The sequence below is a fragment of the Vibrio viridaestus genome, assembly GCF_003856525.1.
Lineage (GTDB): Bacteria > Pseudomonadota > Gammaproteobacteria > Enterobacterales > Vibrionaceae > Vibrio > Vibrio viridaestus.
Genome location: NZ_RJVQ01000013.1, coordinates 1 through 19350, shown reverse-complemented (window position 1 = coordinate 19350; position 19350 = coordinate 1). Strand labels below are relative to the sequence as shown.

21 protein-coding genes are annotated in these 19350 nt (G+C 42.1%); 14 read left to right on the top strand and 7 right to left on the bottom strand.

Features of this window, described 5'->3' with window-relative positions; genetic code table 11:
- Positions 1-189 precede the first annotated feature (189 nt).
- The 6 genes from cytR to rraA all read left to right on the top strand — a co-directional run bounded on the left by cytR (position 190) and on the right by rraA (position 5522).
- Positions 190-1197, top strand: a complete 1008-nt coding sequence (gene cytR / locus EES38_RS19550; protein ID WP_124938908.1) for a DNA-binding transcriptional regulator CytR — start codon at positions 190-192, stop codon at positions 1195-1197.
- Between the two features lie 96 nt (positions 1198-1293).
- Positions 1294-1866, top strand: a complete 573-nt coding sequence (gene ftsN, locus EES38_RS19545) for a cell division protein FtsN (protein WP_124938907.1) — start codon at positions 1294-1296, stop codon at positions 1864-1866.
- Between the two features lie 119 nt (positions 1867-1985).
- On the top strand, positions 1986-2552 hold the full coding sequence (hslV, locus tag EES38_RS19540; protein WP_124938906.1) for an ATP-dependent protease subunit HslV: 567 nt from the start codon (positions 1986-1988) through the stop codon (positions 2550-2552).
- A gap of 32 nt (positions 2553-2584) precedes the next feature.
- A complete protein-coding gene (hslU, locus tag EES38_RS19535) occupies positions 2585-3916 on the top strand; it encodes an ATP-dependent protease ATPase subunit HslU (RefSeq protein ID WP_124938905.1) in 1332 nt (443 codons plus the stop codon).
- 95 nt (positions 3917-4011) lie between these two features.
- A complete protein-coding gene (locus EES38_RS19530; RefSeq protein WP_124938904.1) occupies positions 4012-4929 on the top strand; it encodes a 1,4-dihydroxy-2-naphthoate polyprenyltransferase in 918 nt (305 codons plus the stop codon).
- 74 nt (positions 4930-5003) lie between these two features.
- Entirely contained in the window at positions 5004-5522 is a 519-nt protein-coding gene (rraA, locus tag EES38_RS19525; RefSeq protein WP_124938903.1) for a ribonuclease E activity regulator RraA, read from the top strand.
- A 29-nt stretch (positions 5523-5551) separates the two neighbouring features.
- Here the strand turns inward: rraA and EES38_RS19520 are convergent, their stop codons facing one another.
- Both EES38_RS19520 and tpiA read right to left on the bottom strand, forming a co-directional pair.
- Positions 5552-6898 (bottom strand): MATE family efflux transporter, encoded by a 1347-nt coding sequence (locus EES38_RS19520; RefSeq protein ID WP_124938902.1) that lies wholly within the window; start codon positions 6896-6898, stop codon positions 5552-5554.
- Between the two features lie 148 nt (positions 6899-7046).
- Complete coding sequence (tpiA, locus tag EES38_RS19515; protein ID WP_124938901.1) at positions 7047-7811, bottom strand: triose-phosphate isomerase; 765 nt, start codon at positions 7809-7811, stop codon at positions 7047-7049.
- 182 nt (positions 7812-7993) lie between these two features.
- Between tpiA and EES38_RS19510 the strand changes: the two genes are divergently transcribed.
- A complete protein-coding gene (locus EES38_RS19510) occupies positions 7994-8350 on the top strand; it encodes a 5-carboxymethyl-2-hydroxymuconate Delta-isomerase (protein ID WP_124938900.1) in 357 nt (118 codons plus the stop codon).
- 29 nt (positions 8351-8379) lie between these two features.
- Here EES38_RS19510 and EES38_RS19505 read toward each other — a convergent pair whose 3' ends face one another.
- Positions 8380-8694 (bottom strand): DUF3135 domain-containing protein, encoded by a 315-nt coding sequence (locus tag EES38_RS19505; protein WP_124938899.1) that lies wholly within the window; start codon positions 8692-8694, stop codon positions 8380-8382.
- Between the two features lie 97 nt (positions 8695-8791).
- Entirely contained in the window at positions 8792-9424 is a 633-nt protein-coding gene (locus tag EES38_RS19500) for a helix-turn-helix transcriptional regulator (RefSeq protein ID WP_124938898.1), read from the bottom strand.
- A gap of 258 nt (positions 9425-9682) precedes the next feature.
- On the opposite strand from EES38_RS19500, the gene EES38_RS19495 reads away from it, so the two are divergent.
- The 6 genes from EES38_RS19495 to EES38_RS19470 all read left to right on the top strand — a co-directional run bounded on the left by EES38_RS19495 (position 9683) and on the right by EES38_RS19470 (position 16650).
- A complete protein-coding gene (locus EES38_RS19495) occupies positions 9683-9973 on the top strand; it encodes a co-chaperone GroES (RefSeq protein ID WP_124938897.1) in 291 nt (96 codons plus the stop codon).
- A gap of 71 nt (positions 9974-10044) precedes the next feature.
- Positions 10045-11685: a chaperonin GroEL gene (gene groL / locus EES38_RS19490; protein ID WP_124938896.1), complete on the top strand. Its 1641-nt coding sequence runs from the start codon at positions 10045-10047 to the stop codon at positions 11683-11685.
- A gap of 293 nt (positions 11686-11978) precedes the next feature.
- A complete protein-coding gene (locus EES38_RS19485) occupies positions 11979-13133 on the top strand; it encodes a hypothetical protein (protein ID WP_124938895.1) in 1155 nt (384 codons plus the stop codon).
- Positions 13134-13223: 90 nt separating this feature from the next.
- Positions 13224-13574: a type 2 periplasmic-binding domain-containing protein gene (locus tag EES38_RS19480; protein ID WP_124938894.1), complete on the top strand. Its 351-nt coding sequence runs from the start codon at positions 13224-13226 to the stop codon at positions 13572-13574.
- A complete protein-coding gene (locus EES38_RS19475; protein WP_166434307.1) occupies positions 13540-15144 on the top strand; it encodes a sensor domain-containing diguanylate cyclase in 1605 nt (534 codons plus the stop codon). Before EES38_RS19480 ends, EES38_RS19475 begins: the two co-directional genes overlap by 35 nt.
- 75 nt (positions 15145-15219) lie before the next feature.
- Positions 15220-16650, top strand: a complete 1431-nt coding sequence (locus EES38_RS19470; protein WP_124938892.1) for an ATP-binding cassette domain-containing protein — start codon at positions 15220-15222, stop codon at positions 16648-16650.
- 8 nt (positions 16651-16658) lie between these two features.
- On the opposite strand, the gene EES38_RS19465 is transcribed toward EES38_RS19470, so the two are convergent.
- Both EES38_RS19465 and epmB read right to left on the bottom strand, forming a co-directional pair.
- The gene (locus tag EES38_RS19465; RefSeq protein WP_124938891.1) at positions 16659-17129 is read right to left on the bottom strand and encodes an MgtC/SapB family protein; all 471 of its coding nucleotides are present in this window, start codon (positions 17127-17129) and stop codon (positions 16659-16661) included.
- An 86-nt stretch (positions 17130-17215) separates the two neighbouring features.
- Positions 17216-18238: an EF-P beta-lysylation protein EpmB gene (gene epmB / locus EES38_RS19460; protein ID WP_124938890.1), complete on the bottom strand. Its 1023-nt coding sequence runs from the start codon at positions 18236-18238 to the stop codon at positions 17216-17218.
- Positions 18239-18270: 32 nt separating this feature from the next.
- On the opposite strand from epmB, the gene efp reads away from it, so the two are divergent.
- On the top strand, positions 18271-18837 hold the full coding sequence (efp, locus tag EES38_RS19455) for an elongation factor P (protein ID WP_124938889.1): 567 nt from the start codon (positions 18271-18273) through the stop codon (positions 18835-18837).
- Between the two features lie 97 nt (positions 18838-18934).
- Here the strand turns inward: efp and frdD are convergent, their stop codons facing one another.
- On the bottom strand, positions 18935-19297 hold the full coding sequence (gene frdD, locus EES38_RS19450; RefSeq protein WP_124938888.1) for a fumarate reductase subunit FrdD: 363 nt from the start codon (positions 19295-19297) through the stop codon (positions 18935-18937).
- Between the last annotated feature and the right edge of the window lie 53 nt (positions 19298-19350).

The following is a 19350-nucleotide window of genomic DNA, read 5'->3' as shown; positions in this document are numbered from 1 at the left end:
TCGGTTGTACAGAAAGTATTGGTTTCGAATGCGATCAATATCACATTTACTATGTAAAATTTGTTACTTTGACCGAAAATTTCACTCAAGAATGACTTACACTAGACGAAGATTTAAATAGCTTCCTGATAATCATGCATGGCTGCAAGTGCTTGAGAATTTCAGAAATTAAATAAGAGGTTATGATTTATGGCAACAATGAAAGATGTTGCTCAATTAGCCGGTGTGTCTACAGCTACGGTATCTCGTGCATTGATGAATCCAGAAAAAGTATCGCCATCTACGCGAAAGCGAGTTGAAGAGGCTGTCTTAGAATCTGGCTACTCACCGAACTCTCTGGCAAGAAATTTGAGACGTAATGAATCAAAGACGATAGTTGCTATCGTCCCGGATATCAGCGATCCCTATTTCTCTGAGATTATTCGTGGTATTGAAGATGCCGCAGTTGAACATGGTTATCTGGTTTTATTGGGGGATAGTAGTCATCAGAGTAATCGTGAAAGTTCCTTTGTTAACCTTGTATTCACGAAACAAGCGGATGGTATTTTGCTGCTTGGAACTGATTTACCGTTTAATGTGAGTAAAGCGGAGCAGAAAAACTTTCCACCTATGGTGATGGCTTGTGAGTATGATCCTGAGCTTGAGTTACCGACAGTTCACATCGACAATTTAACGTCTGCTTTTGAGATAGTGAATTATCTGACTCAGATGGGACATAAAAAAGTTGCCGAAATCGCGGGTCCTGAATCTGCCGCTTTGGTTCATTTTAGACACCAAGGGTATATGCAGGCGTTGCGTCGAGCAGGGATAACAATGAACCCAGTGTACAAGACGGAAGGCGATTTTTCATTTAAGTCTGGTGCCACTGCAATGAATAAGCTATTGAACCTTTCTGAACCACCTACTGCGATATTCTGTCATAACGATATGATGGCGATTGGTGCTATTCAAGAGGCTAAGCGTTTAGGTTTTCGTGTTCCTCAAGACATTTCGATTGTTGGCTTTGACGACATCGTCTTTTCTCAATATTGCGATCCACCGCTGACTACTGTGGCCCAACCAAGATATGAAATTGGCCGTCAGGCGATGCTTATGATGCTAGAGGTACTCAAAGGACATGATGTCAGAGCAGGTTCTCGCTTGCTCGAGACTCGCTTAATTGTACGCGATAGCGTCGCTGCACCTCGTTTAGTATGACAAGCTTTAACGTTAACAAAAGCAACAAACAGTAGTTGAGTATAGCGTTGGAGTTCCTTAACATACACTCATCGTTTATTTGGATGTCTTTTTTACGTGGCTAGTCGAGATTATGTAAAACGTGGTGGCGGTTCTCCAAAGAAGAAAGCCCCTCGTAAACAAGCAGCTCCTCGCAAAGGTTTTCCTTGGCGTAGCGGGCTGCTTGCTATTATTGCCGTTTGTGCATTTGGCACACTTTTGATTACTTTGAATGGTCAACCTGACCCCGAACCTTCGGTTCCCGATGAAGTGATTGTACCTAAGACAACGTCACCAGCAGTCGCGCCTTCGCAGAAGAAAGAGGTTATACCGCCTCCTCCGACTGAAAAGTGGGATTATGTCGATATACTGCAAAATCGAGAAATTGAAGTCACAGCTAAAGATCTTCCTGTTTCGGATATCCCTTATGTAATGCAGTGTGGTGCATATAAGACAATGGAGCAAGCTGAGGAACGAAAAGCAAAAATCGCGTTTCAGGGCTTAACCAGCAAAATTCGTAAGCAAGAAGACAGTAGCTGGTATCGCGTGGTGCTTGGCCCATACAAATTTAAACGTGATGCAGAGAAAGATAAGCACAAATTACAACGAGCAAAAATTAACCCTTGTGCAATTTGGAAAGAACGACAGTAATTGACAAAAATAAGACATAAGAAAGAGGAATTCTGGTCGGATAAGGCTTGAATTCCTTTTTTTTTATCCTCATATACCTCTTTAACACATTAAGTGAAACAAACAGAAGAGGTCATCTCGTGACTACTATTGTATCAGTTCGTCGTAAAAATAAAGTTGTCATCGCAGGCGATGGACAAGTCTCTCTTGGTAACACTGTGATGAAAGGGAACGCGCGTAAGGTGCGTCGCTTGTACAACAACCAAGTATTGGCTGGCTTCGCTGGGGGAACCGCGGATGCGTTTACTTTGTTTGAACGATTTGAAAGCAAGCTCCAGATGCACCAAGGGCATTTGACAAAAGCTGCTGTTGAACTGGCAAAAGATTGGCGTAGCGATCGAGCACTACGTAAGCTTGAAGCAATCCTGGCTGTAGCCGATGAAACCGCTTCTCTTATCATCACTGGGAACGGCGATGTTCTCCAACCGGAACACGATCTTATAGCCATTGGTTCCGGTGGTAATTTTGCTCAAGCTGCCGCGCTTGCACTACTTGAAAATACTGAGTTAGATGCGAAAGAAATTGCGGAAAAAGCGTTGACTATTGCAGGTAATATTTGTGTTTTCACCAACCAATTTCATACGATCGAAGAGTTGGATATTCCTGAAGGCACTGTCCCTGCGCTACCACAAAGCGATAACGAATAGTCGCGTTAATTATCGATTTTAAGGATTTCATTATGTCTGAAATGACTCCTCGTGAAATAGTTCACGAACTGAACCGCCATATCATTGGTCAAGACAACGCAAAGCGTGCTGTTGCTATTGCACTTCGTAACCGCTGGCGTCGTATGCAGCTTGACGAGAGCTTGCGTGTCGAAGTTACGCCCAAAAATATTCTGATGATCGGTCCTACCGGGGTTGGTAAAACTGAAATAGCCCGCCGTCTTGCGAAGTTAGCAAATGCGCCATTCATGAAGGTAGAGGCAACTAAGTTTACCGAAGTTGGTTATGTCGGGAAGGAAGTTGAAACGATCATTCGTGATTTGACTGAAGTCGCAGTCAAAATGACGAAACATCAGGCAATGGAAAAAGTGAAATTTCGCGCAGAGGAATTAGCTGAAGAACGTGTATTAGACGCATTGCTTCCTCCTGCACGAGATGCCTGGGGACAGGATGAAAAGTCAGAAGATTCATCTCACACTCGTCAGGTATTTCGTAAAAAACTACGTGAAGGCAAGTTGGACGATAAAGAAATAGAAATCGATGTAGCAGCACCACAAATGGGTGTGGAGATAATGGCTCCTCCAGGTATGGAAGAAATGACCAATCAGCTACAGGGTATGTTCCAAAATCTAGCTGGCGACACGAAGAAGAAGCGTAAGCTGAAAATAAAAGATGCCATGAAAGCGCTTGTTGAAGAAGAAGCTGCGAAATTGGTGAATCATGATGAGTTGAAAGACCAAGCTATCTTCAATGTAGAGAATAACGGTATCGTGTTTATCGATGAAATCGATAAAATCTGTAAACGTGGAGAGTCTTCTGGTCCTGATGTGTCACGTGAAGGAGTTCAGCGTGACTTGCTGCCTCTTATTGAAGGTAGTACGGTACAAACCAAGCACGGTATGGTTCGTACTGACCATATTCTATTTATTGCCTCTGGCGCATTTCAGGTGGCGAAACCGTCTGATCTGATTCCAGAACTTCAGGGGCGTTTGCCTATTCGTGTTGAGCTTGATGCTCTTACCAGCAGTGATTTTAAACGAATCCTTACGGAACCTAAGGCATCATTAACCGAACAGTATGTGGCGTTAATGAAAACTGAAGGCGTTGATGTTGAATTTACTGAAGATGGTATTGAACAGATTGCGAATGCGGCATGGCGAGTGAACGAAACCACCGAAAATATCGGTGCTCGTCGCCTTCATACGGTTATGGAACGATTGATGGATGAGATTTCTTACCAAGCTTCTGAAAAGTCGGGAGAAGCAATGACCGTCAATGCCTCTTATGTCAAGGAGCGTTTGGGTGAATTGATTGAAGACGAAGATCTAAGTCGTTTCATCCTTTAGTAACTTTAATAAATAGCCCGCATAAGAATGCGGGCTTTTTATTATGTAACATTTCAGCGTATACTGGCACTCTTGTCATTAAAGTTTTTCAAATAATGAATAGATCGCTTGCTATCTGGTTCGATGCAGCCAGACCCAAAACATTGCCTCTTGCACTCGTTTCAATATTTACGGGCAGCGCATTGGCCTATTCCATGGGAACATTCTCATGGATTGTTGCCGTGCTCGCTTTCGTAACAGCGACGCTGTTGCAGATTTTGTCTAATTTGGCAAACGACTATGGAGATGCTGTTAAAGGAACTGACAATGAGTCTCGTCTTGGTCCCATGCGAGCGATTCAGTCTGGTCAGGTATCTCTTAAAGACATGAAGCAGGCCATATGGATCAATGTGGTGCTAACCGTGTTGTCTGGCTTGTGCTTAATTTTCATCGCATTGGATAGTCTTGAAAGCATTCTCGCTTTCATTGGACTGGGTGTGCTTGCCATGTTGGCAGCCGTTGCCTATACGATGGGTAATAAACCATACGGCTATGTAGGTCTTGGGGATCTATCGGTGTTTATTTTCTTTGGCTTGCTCGGAGTATACGGCACCTATTTCCTTCATACAGGAACAGTGTCCTTTGAATTACTTCTCCCTTCTGTTGGCTGTGGTTTACTCGCGGTTGCGGTGCTGAATGTCAACAATATGCGTGATATTGAAAATGATCAGGTTTGTGGGAAGAGAACCGTTGCCGTCAGACTAGGGCAAAGTTGGGCCAAGCGTTATCATTTTGTTCTGCTAGCTGGTGCGTTGATCGCATTCGGAACATATCTATGTGCCCAAACAGGTTTTAATTGGGTAAACCTACCCTTTGCAATCAGTATTATTATCGTGACCCGGCATGCTCTGGCAGTAAAAGCTGCAACTCAGCCGGTTCATATTGCGCCAATGCTTCCAGCAATAGTGAAATGCTCTGTAATGACTAACCTTTTGTTTGTTGGGGTAGTTATAGCTCAAACTCTGTTGAGTTAATTGAGTTTTGTCATTGCAATGACGTAATCTACGGATATACTCGTTTATACACCTACCAATAGAGAATGATGGCTATGGAATATAATACTTCAGCGCTTTGTGATATTTATTTAGATCAAGTGGATGTTGTGGAACCAATGTTTAGCAATTTTGGCGGTCGAGCGTCATTTGCTGGGCAGGTGACAACGGTTAAGTGTTTTGAAGACAACGGCATCATCAGAGAGACTCTAGAGCAAGATGGACTTGGACGCGTTCTATTGGTTGATGGTGGTGGTTCACTGCGAAGAGCACTGGTAGATGCGGAAATCGCTGCACTCGCGGAAGAGAACGAGTGGGAAGGTATCGTAGTTTACGGTTCTGTGAGAGAACTCGATGAGTTGGAAGAGATGAATATTGGTATTCAGGCTCTTGCATCGATTCCTGTTGGTGCAGTAGCTCAGAATATCGGTGAAGTAGATATCCCCGTGAATTTTGGTGGCGTAACGTTTCTTCCTGAAGACTACTTATATGCTGATAGCACGGGCATTATTTTATCTCAAGAGCCTCTAAATCCTGATCTGGATGAAGAAGAAACCGAAGACGACGAAGAGTAGTCCCATTCTCGCAATGAGTATCACCGGTATTATTCTATATCGGTGATCTGCTTTTCCTTTCTAAGTCTAAGTGCGTTCATATAGCCTAATATGCCACCGATTATGTTTCCAACTGCAATTCCGATAAATAGCCCTTCAATCCCTAAGTAAGAACTGCCAATCCAAGCACCGGGTAATACAAAAGCAAACAGACGCATGAAATTCCACAGAAACGCCTGCAGTGGTTTGTGAAACGCATTCATTGCAGAAACCAGCATCATGATTATTCCCTGAAAACCATAGCTGATAGGTACAATGATCAGATATTGCCACAGCAGATGTTTAACGGTCGGTTCCTGAGAGAATAAATGTGCGAGTGGTGAGCTGATTGGGACCATCATTAGAAAAATGAAAAATTGAAATATGATGGCAAAACGCATACTAAGAAAGAGGCCGGAAAAGGTTCTTTGATAATTCTTCGCCCCAAGGTTTTGGGCTAAAAATGGAGTGAGCGCAGAGGTGAGAGACATCAGGACCAGTAAGAGAATCGATTCAACTCTTTGCGCTGCCCCATAAGCCGCTACCGCAGACGTCCCAAAGGTGGAGAGTAAGGTCATGAGTACAGCTCCTGAGATAGGATTCATTGCAGTAGATAGGGCTGCAGGTGTTCCTACGCTCAATACCGCTTTCCAGTCGGATACGACTGTACTGATTGATGGCCTTGCGAGACGTTTTTCTTTTATCGTTAATACGTAAAGCGACGCAAGTAAGCCAAATAACCAGCTAATCGCACTCGCTATCGCTGCACCTTGTATACCCAATTCAGGAAATGGGCCGTAACCAAAGATCAGCAAAGGATCCAATGCGCCATTGATGAATCCTGAGAATACCATTATCTGAGCAGGCGTCTTGGTGTTGCCAGTTGCCCGAATAGCACTGTTCCCCGTCATAGGTAAAACCAGTAAAGGAATCGCCAAGTACCAGATAAACATGTAGTCATTAATTAGTGGGAGTAAATGCGCTGGCGCACCCAATAATGAAAATAGAGGCGTTAAACAGGAAATGCCCAGAGCCGAAGTTACACTTACTAGTAGCAGAGCGAGTATAATGCCGTGGGTCGCGAAGATCGCCGCTCGATGTCCATCGCCTTGCCCTAAGAGCTTGCCTATGTGAATTGAAAGACCGACACCAATGCCCATCGTAATACAGTTAATCCCGAATGTGATAGGGAAGGTATAGCTAACGGCGGCAAGCGCCTCTGTTCCTAACAAGGAGATAAAGAAGGTATCGACGAGGTTAAACATGAGAATAGCGATCATGCCTAATGTCATGGGAATCGTCATGCGACGCAAAACATCAGAAATGGGATCGGTTAATAAACCATGTTTATCGTGCATTCAATCTCGTGCGTAATTATTTATGGGGAAATGGACGTCAAGGATACGGTATTAATTCGTTAGCGACCAGTAGTAATCGAGTCGAAATGAAAGGGCCAGCATAGAGCTGACCCTTGACGTTATATTGATTGATAAATCACAATGAAACTTATGCTTCAGCAGCCGCTTTAACAATCGCAGCGAAGCTTTTAGCATCTAAAGATGCGCCACCAACTAGAGCACCGTCGATGTCTGGTTGTGCGAAGTAAGTTGCAGCGTTTTCTGGTTTAACAGAACCGCCGTATTGGATAATGACTTGCTCTGCTACTGCTGCATCTTTAGCTGCAATAACACCACGAATTGATGCGTGAATACGTTGTGCATCATCAGCAGTTGCCGCTTTACCAGTACCAATCGCCCAGATTGGCTCATAAGCGATGATTGCGCCATTGAACGCTTCAACACCAAGAAGATCAATAACAGCATTGATCTGACGAGCACATACTGCTTCAGTTTCACCAGCTTCGTTTTGTGCTTCAGATTCACCGATACATAGAACTGGAACCAGACCATTTTCTTTTAGGAATGCAAATTTTTTCGCAACGTATTGATCAGATTCGCTGTGGTAATCACGACGCTCTGAGTGACCGATGATTACGTGAGTAACACCAAACTCTTTATACATTTCTGGAGAGTTATCACCAGTGAACGCACCGCTGTTTTTCAGATCAACGTCTTGCGCACCAAGGATGATTTTTTCTTTACCTTCAGCGATAACGCGTTCTGCTAGATCTAGATATACTGCTGGTGGAGCAACTGCAACATCAACACCTTGTACACCTTTAAGTTCAGCATCAAGACCACTAATAAGGTCTTTAACCATTGCTTTGCTACCGTTTAATTTCCAGTTACCCATAACTACAGGACGACGCATAGGAATATCTCCATATTCAGTTAATATATAAATAAAATCGAATGCTCCTGAATATATCAGATAAGAACAAGTAAATCATGATACTTGTCATGTCTTTCTCGGATTGCAGAGTTTGACAAAGATCTCATCGCGAGAGTACTGCAATAAATAATAAAAAATCCGTAAATCGGTAAGGAAACGGTATGCCAAATCTAATTATGGAATACACTAACTCGGTCGATGAGCGAACTAATGTTCAGCTGCTACTAGAAGAGTTACATCAGGGGATGATGGATAGTGAACTTTTTGAGATTTCATCCATTAAATCCAGAGCCTTCCGGTTGAATCAGTGGTTAATTGGAGAGCATCAGGATAGGGAAGATTTTATCCATGTAACGGTCGAACTATTGAAAGGAAGAACTGACGAAGAAAAAGGCCGCCTTGCAGAAAAGCTTATTCAGATTTTAGCGAAAAATGCCGTTCACATAGAATCACTCACCGTAAATATTCGTGATATGGAGCCGCTCTATTTTCGCAAATTTGCACACAATGTTCTCTGAATTGTTGTTAATTTAAAACAGAATTTCTCTTATCTGTGGCTACGAAATGGGATAATTTCGGCGTTATTTTGTATATGGTCACCAGGCTTTTGAGAGAGAGCTGATTGAAATTTATGCATTTGTTTTGCTAATTCTTGCATAAGTTTGATATTTGAGTGAACCGGGTTTTTGCAGGATCCAACCAGTCGGTCGATATAACTTTGCTGTGCCCAAAGACGATCCTGCATGGCTACAGAAGCAGACATAATGGCCTCTTCGCAGATGTCCTGCTTTAAAATATTGAAGGCTTCTGGGTTTTCTTTCGCTAAATCAACCAGTTCATCAAAAGAAGGTAGTGCGCTCATAATTATTCTCCTGCATAACAATCAAACTGATTATAAATTGAACACTACTAACATTATAGTAACTAATCACAGGATGAAGGGATATTACAACGCAATCTTACTTTTGAGACGTTAGCGTGGGGCGGATTTGATAAGTACAGCGTCTCTGACCAGACACGATATGGTCTTTTCTTTCTACGGTGCATTGGCCTTTCAGTAATGTCTGAAAAATATGCAGCTCTGATTGACATAATGCAGGACAGCGAGTGGCTGCTCGGCATATCGGGCAGTGATTCTCTATGAGTAAAAAACCGTTATCCACCGCTTCGAGTTCCACCATATAGCCTTCTTTTTCTCTGAGTTCGACTAGAATATTCAGTTTGTCGACTAGGGAAGAGGAACCTTCAAGAGCCTTTTGATAGGCATGCAACGTTTGAACTTCTCGCTCTTCGGCGATCTTCTTTAATCCATCGCTGCCAAATACAGTCTCAACCGCGTCGATCATCTGTACAGTTAATTCGCTGTGACGATCAACAAAGTGTTCATGTCCTTGGGCTGTTAGAGTCCAGTGTCGGGTGGGTCTACCCACCTTAACTTTTACATCATAAAACTTAAGTAAGCCATCATCTTCTAATGACTGAAGATGCTGACGTGCACCCATTGTTGTAATACTAAACTGTTCAGCTAATTGCTTTGCAGTGACAGTACCTTCCTTTTTTATGATGTGGAGTATTTTATCCGCCGTTTTCATTCGTTCTCCTCTGCTCGACAATATTATTCCTAGTCTAGTTTATAAAGTAAACAGTTGACTAACTTAGATTCGAGAACTTTTCTTAGCGTGTGAAAACGTTTAATTGATCATTTTTTGTAAAAATAATCATATTTTTCTTCGACTCCCCCCTTGGATATTCATTTTTCTCCCCCACATTATCAGCACGAGCAATTAATTAATTGCTCATTTCATTAACATTAACTGAAACGGATAAAATTTAATCAGGAGAGGCGACAGATGAATATTCGTCCATTGCATGACCGAGTTATCGTTGAACGTCAAGAAGTTGAATCAAAGTCGGCTGGTGGTATCGTACTAACTGGTTCTGCAGCTGAAAAATCAACACGTGGTAAAGTTCTAGCGGTTGGTAAAGGCCGTATTCTTGAAAACGGTTCTGTTCAGCCATTGGATGTAAAAGTAGGTGATACTGTTATCTTCGCTGAAGGCTATGGTACCAAGTCTGAAAAGATTGATGGCAAAGATGTGTTGATCCTTTCTGAAGGCGATATCCTTGCTATCGTTGAGTAAGAAAGCAATCGTTGAGTGATTTTTGCTCATAATGACCTTATAAACAAAGAATTGTGAAAAGGAAATAACAGATGGCTGCTAAAGAAGTCAAATTTGGAAATGATGCTCGCGTAAAAATGCTTGCGGGTGTAAATATTCTAGCTAACGCGGTTAAAGTTACTCTTGGCCCTAAAGGTCGTAACGTCGTTTTAGACAAATCTTTCGGCGCTCCAACTATTACTAAAGATGGTGTGTCTGTTGCTCGTGAAATCGAATTAGAAGATAAATTCGAAAACATGGGTGCTCAAATGGTTAAAGAAGTAGCGTCTCAGGCAAATGATGCCGCTGGTGACGGTACGACTACAGCAACAGTTTTAGCTCAAGCGATCGTAAATGAAGGTTTGAAAGCCGTTGCTGCAGGTATGAACCCAATGGATCTTAAGCGTGGTATCGATAAAGCGGTTGCTGCTGCTGTTGAAGAGCTAAAGGCGCTGTCTGTTCCATGTACAGATTCAAAAGCCATTGAACAAGTTGGTACTATTTCTGCTAACTCTGACACTAGCGTCGGTAAAATCATTGCTGAAGCAATGGAAAAAGTAGGCCGTGATGGCGTTATTACTGTTGAAGAAGGTCAAGCACTTCAAGACGAATTAGATGTTGTTGAAGGCATGCAGTTTGACCGTGGTTATCTATCACCTTACTTCATCAATAACCAGGAAGCTGGTTCTGTTGATTTAGATAGCCCATTTATTCTTCTTATCGATAAGAAAATTTCTAATATTCGCGAACTGCTTCCAGTACTTGAAGCTGTTGCGAAAGCATCTCGTCCTCTTCTAATCATTGCTGAAGATGTTGAAGGTGAAGCTCTGGCGACACTTGTTGTGAACAACATGCGTGGTATCGTGAAAGCGGCGGCTGTAAAAGCTCCTGGTTTCGGTGACCGTCGTAAAGCAATGCTTCAGGATATCGCAATCCTAACTGGTGGTACGGTTATTTCTGAAGAGATTGGTCTAGAGCTAGAAAAAGCAACTTTGGATGATCTTGGTCAGGCGAAACGCGTGACTATCACTAAAGAAAACACAACTGTTATCGATGGTGCTGGTGAGCAAGCTTCAATCGAAGCTCGTGTTGGTCAAATTCGTCAACAAATCGAAGAATCTAACTCCGATTACGACAAAGAAAAGCTTCAGGAACGTGTCGCTAAACTTGCTGGCGGTGTTGCGGTAATTAAAGTTGGCGCAGCAACTGAAGTTGAAATGAAAGAGAAGAAAGACCGTGTTGAAGATGCACTTCACGCAACACGTGCTGCTGTAGAAGAAGGCGTTGTTGCTGGTGGTGGTGTTGCTCTTATTCGCGCAGCGTCAAAAGTAACTAACCTGACTGGTGATAACGAAGATCAAAACGTGGGTATCCGTGTTGCACTACGTGCAATGGAGTCTCCTATTCGTCAAATCGCGACTAACGCTGGTGATGAAGAGTCAGTTGTTGCTAACGGCGTTAAAAATAACGGCGAAGGTAACTACGGTTACAACGCGGCGACTGGTGAGTACGGCGATATGATCGAGTTTGGTATCCTGGATCCAACAAAGGTAACTCGTAGCGCATTACAATTCGCAGCATCAGTTGCAGGTCTTATGATCACAACAGAAGCGATGGTTACTGAATTACCAAAAGACGATACGCCTTCTATGCCTGATATGGGCGGAATGGGCGGCATGCCTGGTATGATGTAATAGCGTGATTTACGTTATAGAACAAAAAACGGAGACTTCGGTCTCCGTTTTTTTTTGTTTTGCATCATTATTGCTATGATTATTAATGAAATATACTTTAATGGCTAAGTCAACGCGTTGTAATTATGGTTAGAATATTAGTGTTAGTTAAAGTAATCTATCCTTGGGATTTTCGGTAGGTAAAGTATACGAAGTAATGATTGGGTCGGTGAACAATGTCAACTAACCAACAACAAACGAAGTGGATGAAAGGTCTCTGCAGTCTATCCTGTATTTTTCTTAGTATGTTTTCTATGAGTGCTGAAGCAATTGGTTTTGGGGATAAGATTAGACTGAGTGGATTTGGTTCGATCTCTGAATCGTATTCTGATTCAGATAGTTTGGGTTTTCGTAGCAGTCTGGCTCAAGATGGGAAAACCGGATGGAGTTGGAAGCCAGATTCGCTAATTGGGTTACAACTAGACTCCCAGCTTACTGACTCCTTAGATGCAACCCTACAATTCGTTGGACGGGATAGAATCAATAATGATCTCGACTCGAGCGTTGAATGGGCATATTTAACCTACCGCTCTTCTGACCTTTGGAATGTTCGCGTGGGTAGAGTGGCTTTTGATAGCACGTTGATTGGAAGTTTTGGAGCTGTTGCCTATGCTTACGACTGGGTTCGTCCTCCTACGGAGTTTTACAGTCAAATTCCAATCTATTCCTTTGACGGTGCAGAGCTCGCTCGTCGCTTTTATTTGAGTAATTCATCCTTAGAATTAAAGTTATTTGGTGGTTATTCAAGTAATGATTATCAGGCTCAATCATCCCCAGTGACGTTTAAATTAGCGCCTATTATCGGTATCGCAGCCCGCTATGAATCTAACGGGGTGCTCGCAAGGTTATCTTTCTCACATAGTGAATTTGATGGTTTCTACAACCGAGATGTTGAATATGTTCAGGGATTACTAGAACCATACAGTGCCAGCCCCGCAATAGCTGAAACACTGGATAACCTTGACTTAAACAACTACAGCGTAAATTATTATTCGGCTGGAGTTCAGTACCGATTTGACAACTGGACATTAATGAGCGAAGCCTCGTATCTCCAATCTGATGCCTCTCTTTTTCTTTCCTATTTTGCTGCCTATATGGGGGTGAGTCATAGGATAGGAGAGTACTCTCTATTCGGATTTTTATCTCATGGGCAAACGACTGACGATGTTTATCAAATACCCTCTGGAGTAAATTCTAACATTCAGCAAATTTTTAATGTTGTAGATAGCCACCAATCAACTGTGAGCTTGGGTAGTCGCTGGGATATTACCAATCAGCTAGCAATCAAATTTCAATGGGATAGGAGCTTTGTAAAACAAGGGGAGGCTCTCTTGTGGTCTCGTTCAACGGATGACACGCCCAAGCAGAATGTGGATGTGTTTACGCTTAGCCTTAACTTTATTTTTTAGCATCATATGAGAAAAAAAAGCGTCTTTTTGTTAATGCTATTACTCTCCTTCACTTCAAGCTATGCATGGAGTGAAAGGCTAGTTGTAGTTGTGAATAAGCAAAACCCGCTGTCATCGATAACGCAGAGACAACTAACGGATATGTATATGGGGCGAACCCAGTATTTTTCCGATGGTCGCGCTGCTCTCAAGATTGATGCGCCAGGAAACTCAGAAATGCGTCAGTATTTCTATGATTTCTTAGTTAATATGACGCTACCAGAAGTGAATGCTTACTGGGCAAGACTAATGTTTAGCGGCAGGGCCACACCGCCAATGCAGGTCTCTAACGAACATGATGTGATGCAATTGGTTACGAGTAACCCAAATGCAATAGGTTATGTACCAGAGCAGGATGTAAATGCCGATGTTAAAGTCATTTTTTCTATTCAAGTGGATTAGCCAGCGCCTAGAGTTAAAAATATTAAGCTGGCTTTTTCTAGTCTGCCTTCTGCTTATTCCTATTGGTAGTTTTATTAGTTATAAATACGCTTATCAAAATGCGTTGTCTGCTGCTGAGCTTAAAGTCCATCAACTTGTTCAAGTTGTACAAAAGAACGCCGCTATTGCTGCCTACCTAAGTGATACACAGCTAGCACAAGAAATTATTTCAGGGATTGTGACTGTTCCTGAGGTGAGTGGTGTTACCTTCTCAATGACGTCCGGTTATGTGTTAAGTAAGGGGCTCATTGGCGATGAAGATAATTGTATTCAAATCGCATTGCAGGCGCCTTTTGGTAAAGAAGATGTGGGTGTATTGGATGTGTATATCAATTATAGCGATATCGAATCTCAGGCACAGAAGAAAGGTCAAGAGCGTGTTATTTGGGAGTTAGTCTTCATCTCAACAATTTTATTTCTGATTATGGTCTTGTTTCGTATTTTGGTTGCGACTCCAATTCGATCTCTGGTTAAACAAATTCACTCTATTCAAATTGGCAAAACAAGCTCTCAACAAAAAATATCGTTATCTTCTTCTGATGAGTTTGGTTTCCTAGCTAAAAATATGAATATCATGATTGAAAAAATCCATGATTCTTATGCAATCGATAAGGAAAAAAGTGAGCGAATCGCTTTACTTGAAAAGCAGTTTCGTATGATTTTCGATAATTCTCTTGCGGGCATTGCACTGTTAACTTCCGATAATAAAGTCTTTCTCGCAAATGAGTCATTTTCGGCTATTTTTGGTGACGTATATGAATCCATATATTTGGGTAATGTTACTGTCGACAAGGCATTTGAAAACAGTGATGAAATATTGCACATACTGATGCTAGTGCGTAAAAATCACCAAAATATTTTTCGCGATTTTAAAGTCTCCAGTATGGATGATATCTGGGTAAGAGCGCTGTTTTCGTTTATTGAGGGGGAGCATCAAGAGCAATATGTTGAGATGGTGGTGTATGATATTTCAGACCGAGCTAAAAAAGAGCAGACTTTTGAATATAATGCGTCACACGACCCATTAACCGGGTTACTCAATCGGCGCGGTGCTGAAGTCCGATTTACTCACCAACTTGATGCGGCAAGAAAGCAAAAGTCATGTTTTGCACTGGTGTTGATTGATTTAAATAAGTTCAAACCAGTCAATGATCTTTATGGTCATGAGGCCGGAGACATTGTACTCAAAGAGTTATCATCCCGACTTCGCAGTGTGGTGACCATTGATCATACCGTTATTCGATGGGGGGGAGACGAATTTATTATTTCCTTACTCTTACCGAATGAAGATATGTTGGAAATGATGATTGAAGCCATTCAGTCTATCTTTACTAGTGAAATCGAAATTAGCCAAGAAATTAAAGTCACTGTCGGTGCAAGTATTGGTGTCTCAACCTCTTCCGTTTGTGGTTATGATATCTCTGTACTGATCGAATTGGCCGACAAACTGATGTATGAGGTGAAACGAAATCGACAAGGCGGATATCTCATTGCGTCATCCTCAGATAGTCCTATCTCTCATAACCAATAAGTTTTTGTTGCTTGGTACTTAATCTCTATTTCCGTATCATGTATCCCTCACATCAACATCATTTCAGGCATTCTAATGAACATTCAAGGATTGAAACTTACAGAGCTAGTTATTCAAGATTGGTCAATTTCTCAAGATCAGCATTGGGGAATTTTTGTTACTCAAGGTACGGTAGTGAAACCACTTGAAGCTCTGTTTCGTGGCAAGTTGGGGCATATAGAAGCACTACCTGAGAAAATTGGGTTTGTTTCTCTGAGTGAGCAGCAAAAATTACTTGAGGAAGAAATTGCTAAAGATGAAACTGACCTACAAAACTTTATTGATTACGGTTCGACGGTTACTGAACTCATTAGAGGTGTAGGTTGCAGTGAGGAAAAAGCGGATCACCTGATTGATCTCCTTAATTTAAGCTCTCTCAAAGAGCGCGGTTTCCGCCAGCTATCGACTGGGGAAACCAGACGAGTGATGCTTGCTCGCGCTATTGCTTTAGAACCGCAGCTCCTTTTCCTAGAAGAACCTTATGCCGGCTTAGATGTCAATAATCGAGCGATGTTGAAAGACGTTCTCAGACAATTATCTAATCAGTGCCAACTTATTGTGTTAGCTTCTCGTGTGGAGGAGTTGCCAGCGTGTCTAACGAATATTGCGTTGTTTGAAGGTGTATCGCTATCGCAGACCATGACATCCCAAGAGTGGCATGATCATCCTGTCGTTCGTCAGCTTAATACGTTATCCGAGCAAAAAAGCGCAGAATACGTTGAATTAATTAATCAGTATGATGAACAACCTGAGATTGAATCCCCTTTGTTAACTATGACCAATATTAAGGTTGAGTACACCGATGGCCTTATTTTTAAAGACCTGAACTGGACAATTGAATCTGGGCAACATTGGCAGATCAGAGGGCCAAATGGTTGTGGAAAAAGCACATTACTTGGGCTAATCACAGGTGATCATCCGCAATGTTACTGCAATGATATTCAGGTTCTTGGATTCCAACGAGGTGGCGGAGAATCCATTTGGGATGTTAAGAAAAAGATCGGTATTGTGTCATCAGCTCTGCATTTGCAATATCGTGTTGGATGCAGTGCGATAGATGTTTTGCTTTCTGGATTTTATGACTCTATTGGTCTTTACGAGAAGCCGTCGGCAAAGCAAGTTATCATCGCTCAGCAATGGCTAGCTGTTCTCGGAATGGAAGCGGATAGGAAAAAGAGTTTTACATCGCTTGAGTATGGTCAGCAAAGGCTATTACTTATAGCTCGCGCACTGATTAAACGACCCGCTCTACTTATTCTTGATGAACCTTATCAGGGGTTAGATTACCTAAGTCGTCAATTAGTTATGAAGGTCGTCAATAAAGTGGCTCAGTTCAACTTAAGCCACTTATTGTATGTCACTCATCATAAAGAAGATCAGCTAAGTGCTATTCGCCATTATATCGACTTTATTCCTAATGCTGAGGGCGGGTATCTTCCTGTAATCAGTCATGATCCCGAGGTATAATTTAACTGCTAACGGCGACGAAAGCGTTGATGAACTCCGCGTCGAAGACTTTGAAAAGAGTTTTCGACTTTATCGACACCATAAAGTACAGCTAAGACTAACACGGTGATTATCATTGATTGATGCTCATGTCCAAGCCCTATCATTAAACCAATGGCGGCAAGTACCCAGATCACTGCAGCAGATGTCACTCCATGTATCTTGCCATCCTGTGTCATCATTACACCAGCACCTAGAAAGCCTACACCGGTAATTAATTGTCCCAAAACCCTTGATTGATCTAGAGTGTTTGGAGATAGAGATACCGCTAATGCGATGAAAAAGTAAGTTCCGGACACAATTAAAATGGATGTTCGGATACCGACAGGTTTGCCTCGGGTTTGCCTTTCAAAGCCAATTAACAGCCCATTAAACGCACAAGTCAGCAAGCCAACCCAGCTAAACGGATCGATATTGAACCACTCAGTTAAATTGCTCATTCTATTCTCCTGATATTTTGGCGCTGTAGTATACGGTGACTGAAAATTGCTTCTAATCCCGCTTTTGGTCGTCACGATTAGTTTTTTTACTCAAGGTTTAGGTCTAGAGGTATTTTACTTGCGCGACCACCAATCTCCCTAGTGAGCTGTGGAACAAGGTAGCCAGAGACCTCTTTAATCAAACCCGCCATAATCTCTTTTGCATGCACATCTGACACATAAAAGTGTGCGGCGCCCTGAACTTTGTCCAATACATTAAGATAATAGGGCAAGATACCACAAGAAAATAGGGCCTCACTCAGAGCCACTTGCGCCGTGACACTATCGTTGACCCCTTTTAATAGAACGGCCTGATTTAAAAGTGTTACCCGAGCGTTTTTCAGCTTGGTAAACGCAAGATTCAGTTCCTGATTTATTTCATTAGCATGGTTTATATGAGAGACCAATACAATATTCAGCCTTGAATTCGCGAGTAAATTGATCAAGGCGTCTGTAATTCTGTCGGGGATGACCACAGGAAGACGAGTGTGAATCCGTAATGTTTTAACGTGTTCAATCGCTTCAATTTGTTCCATAAACCACATCAACTCGTGATCTTTTGCCATTAAAGGATCGCCTCCAGACAAAATGACTTCATTAATTTCGTTATGTTGATGGATGTAGTCGATATTCTCAGCCCATACCGATTTACTGCCTTTATTTTCCTGATAAGGAAAATGACGACGAAAACAATAACGACAGTTGATTGCGCATCCGGCTTTTAGAATGAGTAATACACGATTCTTATATTTATGGAGTAATCCGGGTTGTTCAGTTTCATGTTCATCTAATGGATCAATGGAATACCCATCGTGTAGGTCAAACTCCTCTAAAACAGGCAATACTTGGCGTAGTAAAGGATCGTTGGGGTTTCCTTTCTCCATCCTATCGATAAAGCTAAGAGGTACTCTTTGAGAAAATAACTTTTTCGCGGTAAAGCCCTTTTCCCATGGTTGCGGATCGATATTCAGGTAGTTAAGAAGTAAATGAGGATCTGAGATCGCATTCGTTAGTTGTTTGAGCCAGTTTTGCTCAACAGAATCTAATTTTCGGGTTATTATGTCCGACATTGAATTTAACTCGAAGAATGTAAGAGGAAAAAATGGCTACTGTTAGCACGAATGAATTTAAAGGCGGTTTAAAAATTATGCTTGATAACGAGCCTTGTTCCATTCTCGAAAATGAGTATGTGAAACCAGGTAAAGGACAAGCATTTAACCGTGTTAAAATCCGTAAACTGCTTTCTGGTAAAGTACTAGAAAAAACGTTCAAATCTGGTGATACCGTTGAAACTGCAGACGTAATGGATATCGACCTAGATTATCTATATAACGATGGCGAATTCTACCACTTTATGAACAATGAAACATTCGAACAATTAGCTGCTGATGCAAAAGCGATCGGTGAAAATGCTAAGTGGTTGGTAGAAAACAACACTTGCATGCTAACTTTGTGGAATGGTAACCCAATCAGCGTGACTCCACCAAACTTTGTTGAGCTTGAAATTGTTGAAACCGACCCAGGCTTAAAAGGCGATACGCAGGGAACTGGCGGTAAACCAGCGACACTGACTACGGGCGCGGTTGTTCGTGTTCCTCTGTTCATTCAAATTGGTGAAGTGATTCGTGTTGATACTCGTTCTGGTGAGTATGTTAGCCGCGTTAAGTAATGCGTTGTCTCTGTCTTAATAACTGACATTGTCACAATGAAAATAAAAAAGGCTGAACTTGTAGGTTCAGCCTTTTACTTTTATCAGCGATCGCTTATTAGATCATGAATACAAAGATCACGCCTAAAGCAGTAACAACTCCAGCGATTCCGTAACAAATAATTTTGCCAGCAGCACCAGTATGAAGTTTCAGGTCATGCATGCCGTGGTGAACACGGTGCATTGCATGCCACATCGGTAGTGCTAAGGTTAAAATCACGAAGATTGCACCAATGAAGTTTGTTGCAAAATGTGCCGCTCTTTCATAGCTAAATGCATCTGCGTCAATGATACCCAAAGGACCCAAGATACCCAGTACTAAAATAGTCACTGGTGAAATCATGGCAAACCAAGTACCACCGGCACCAAACAGACCCCACCATACCGGTTCGTCAGAACGTTTTGGATGTTGATTAATCATGAAGGCCTCCCTAAACCAGCAGTAGTACGATGATGGAAATCACGGCAACCGCT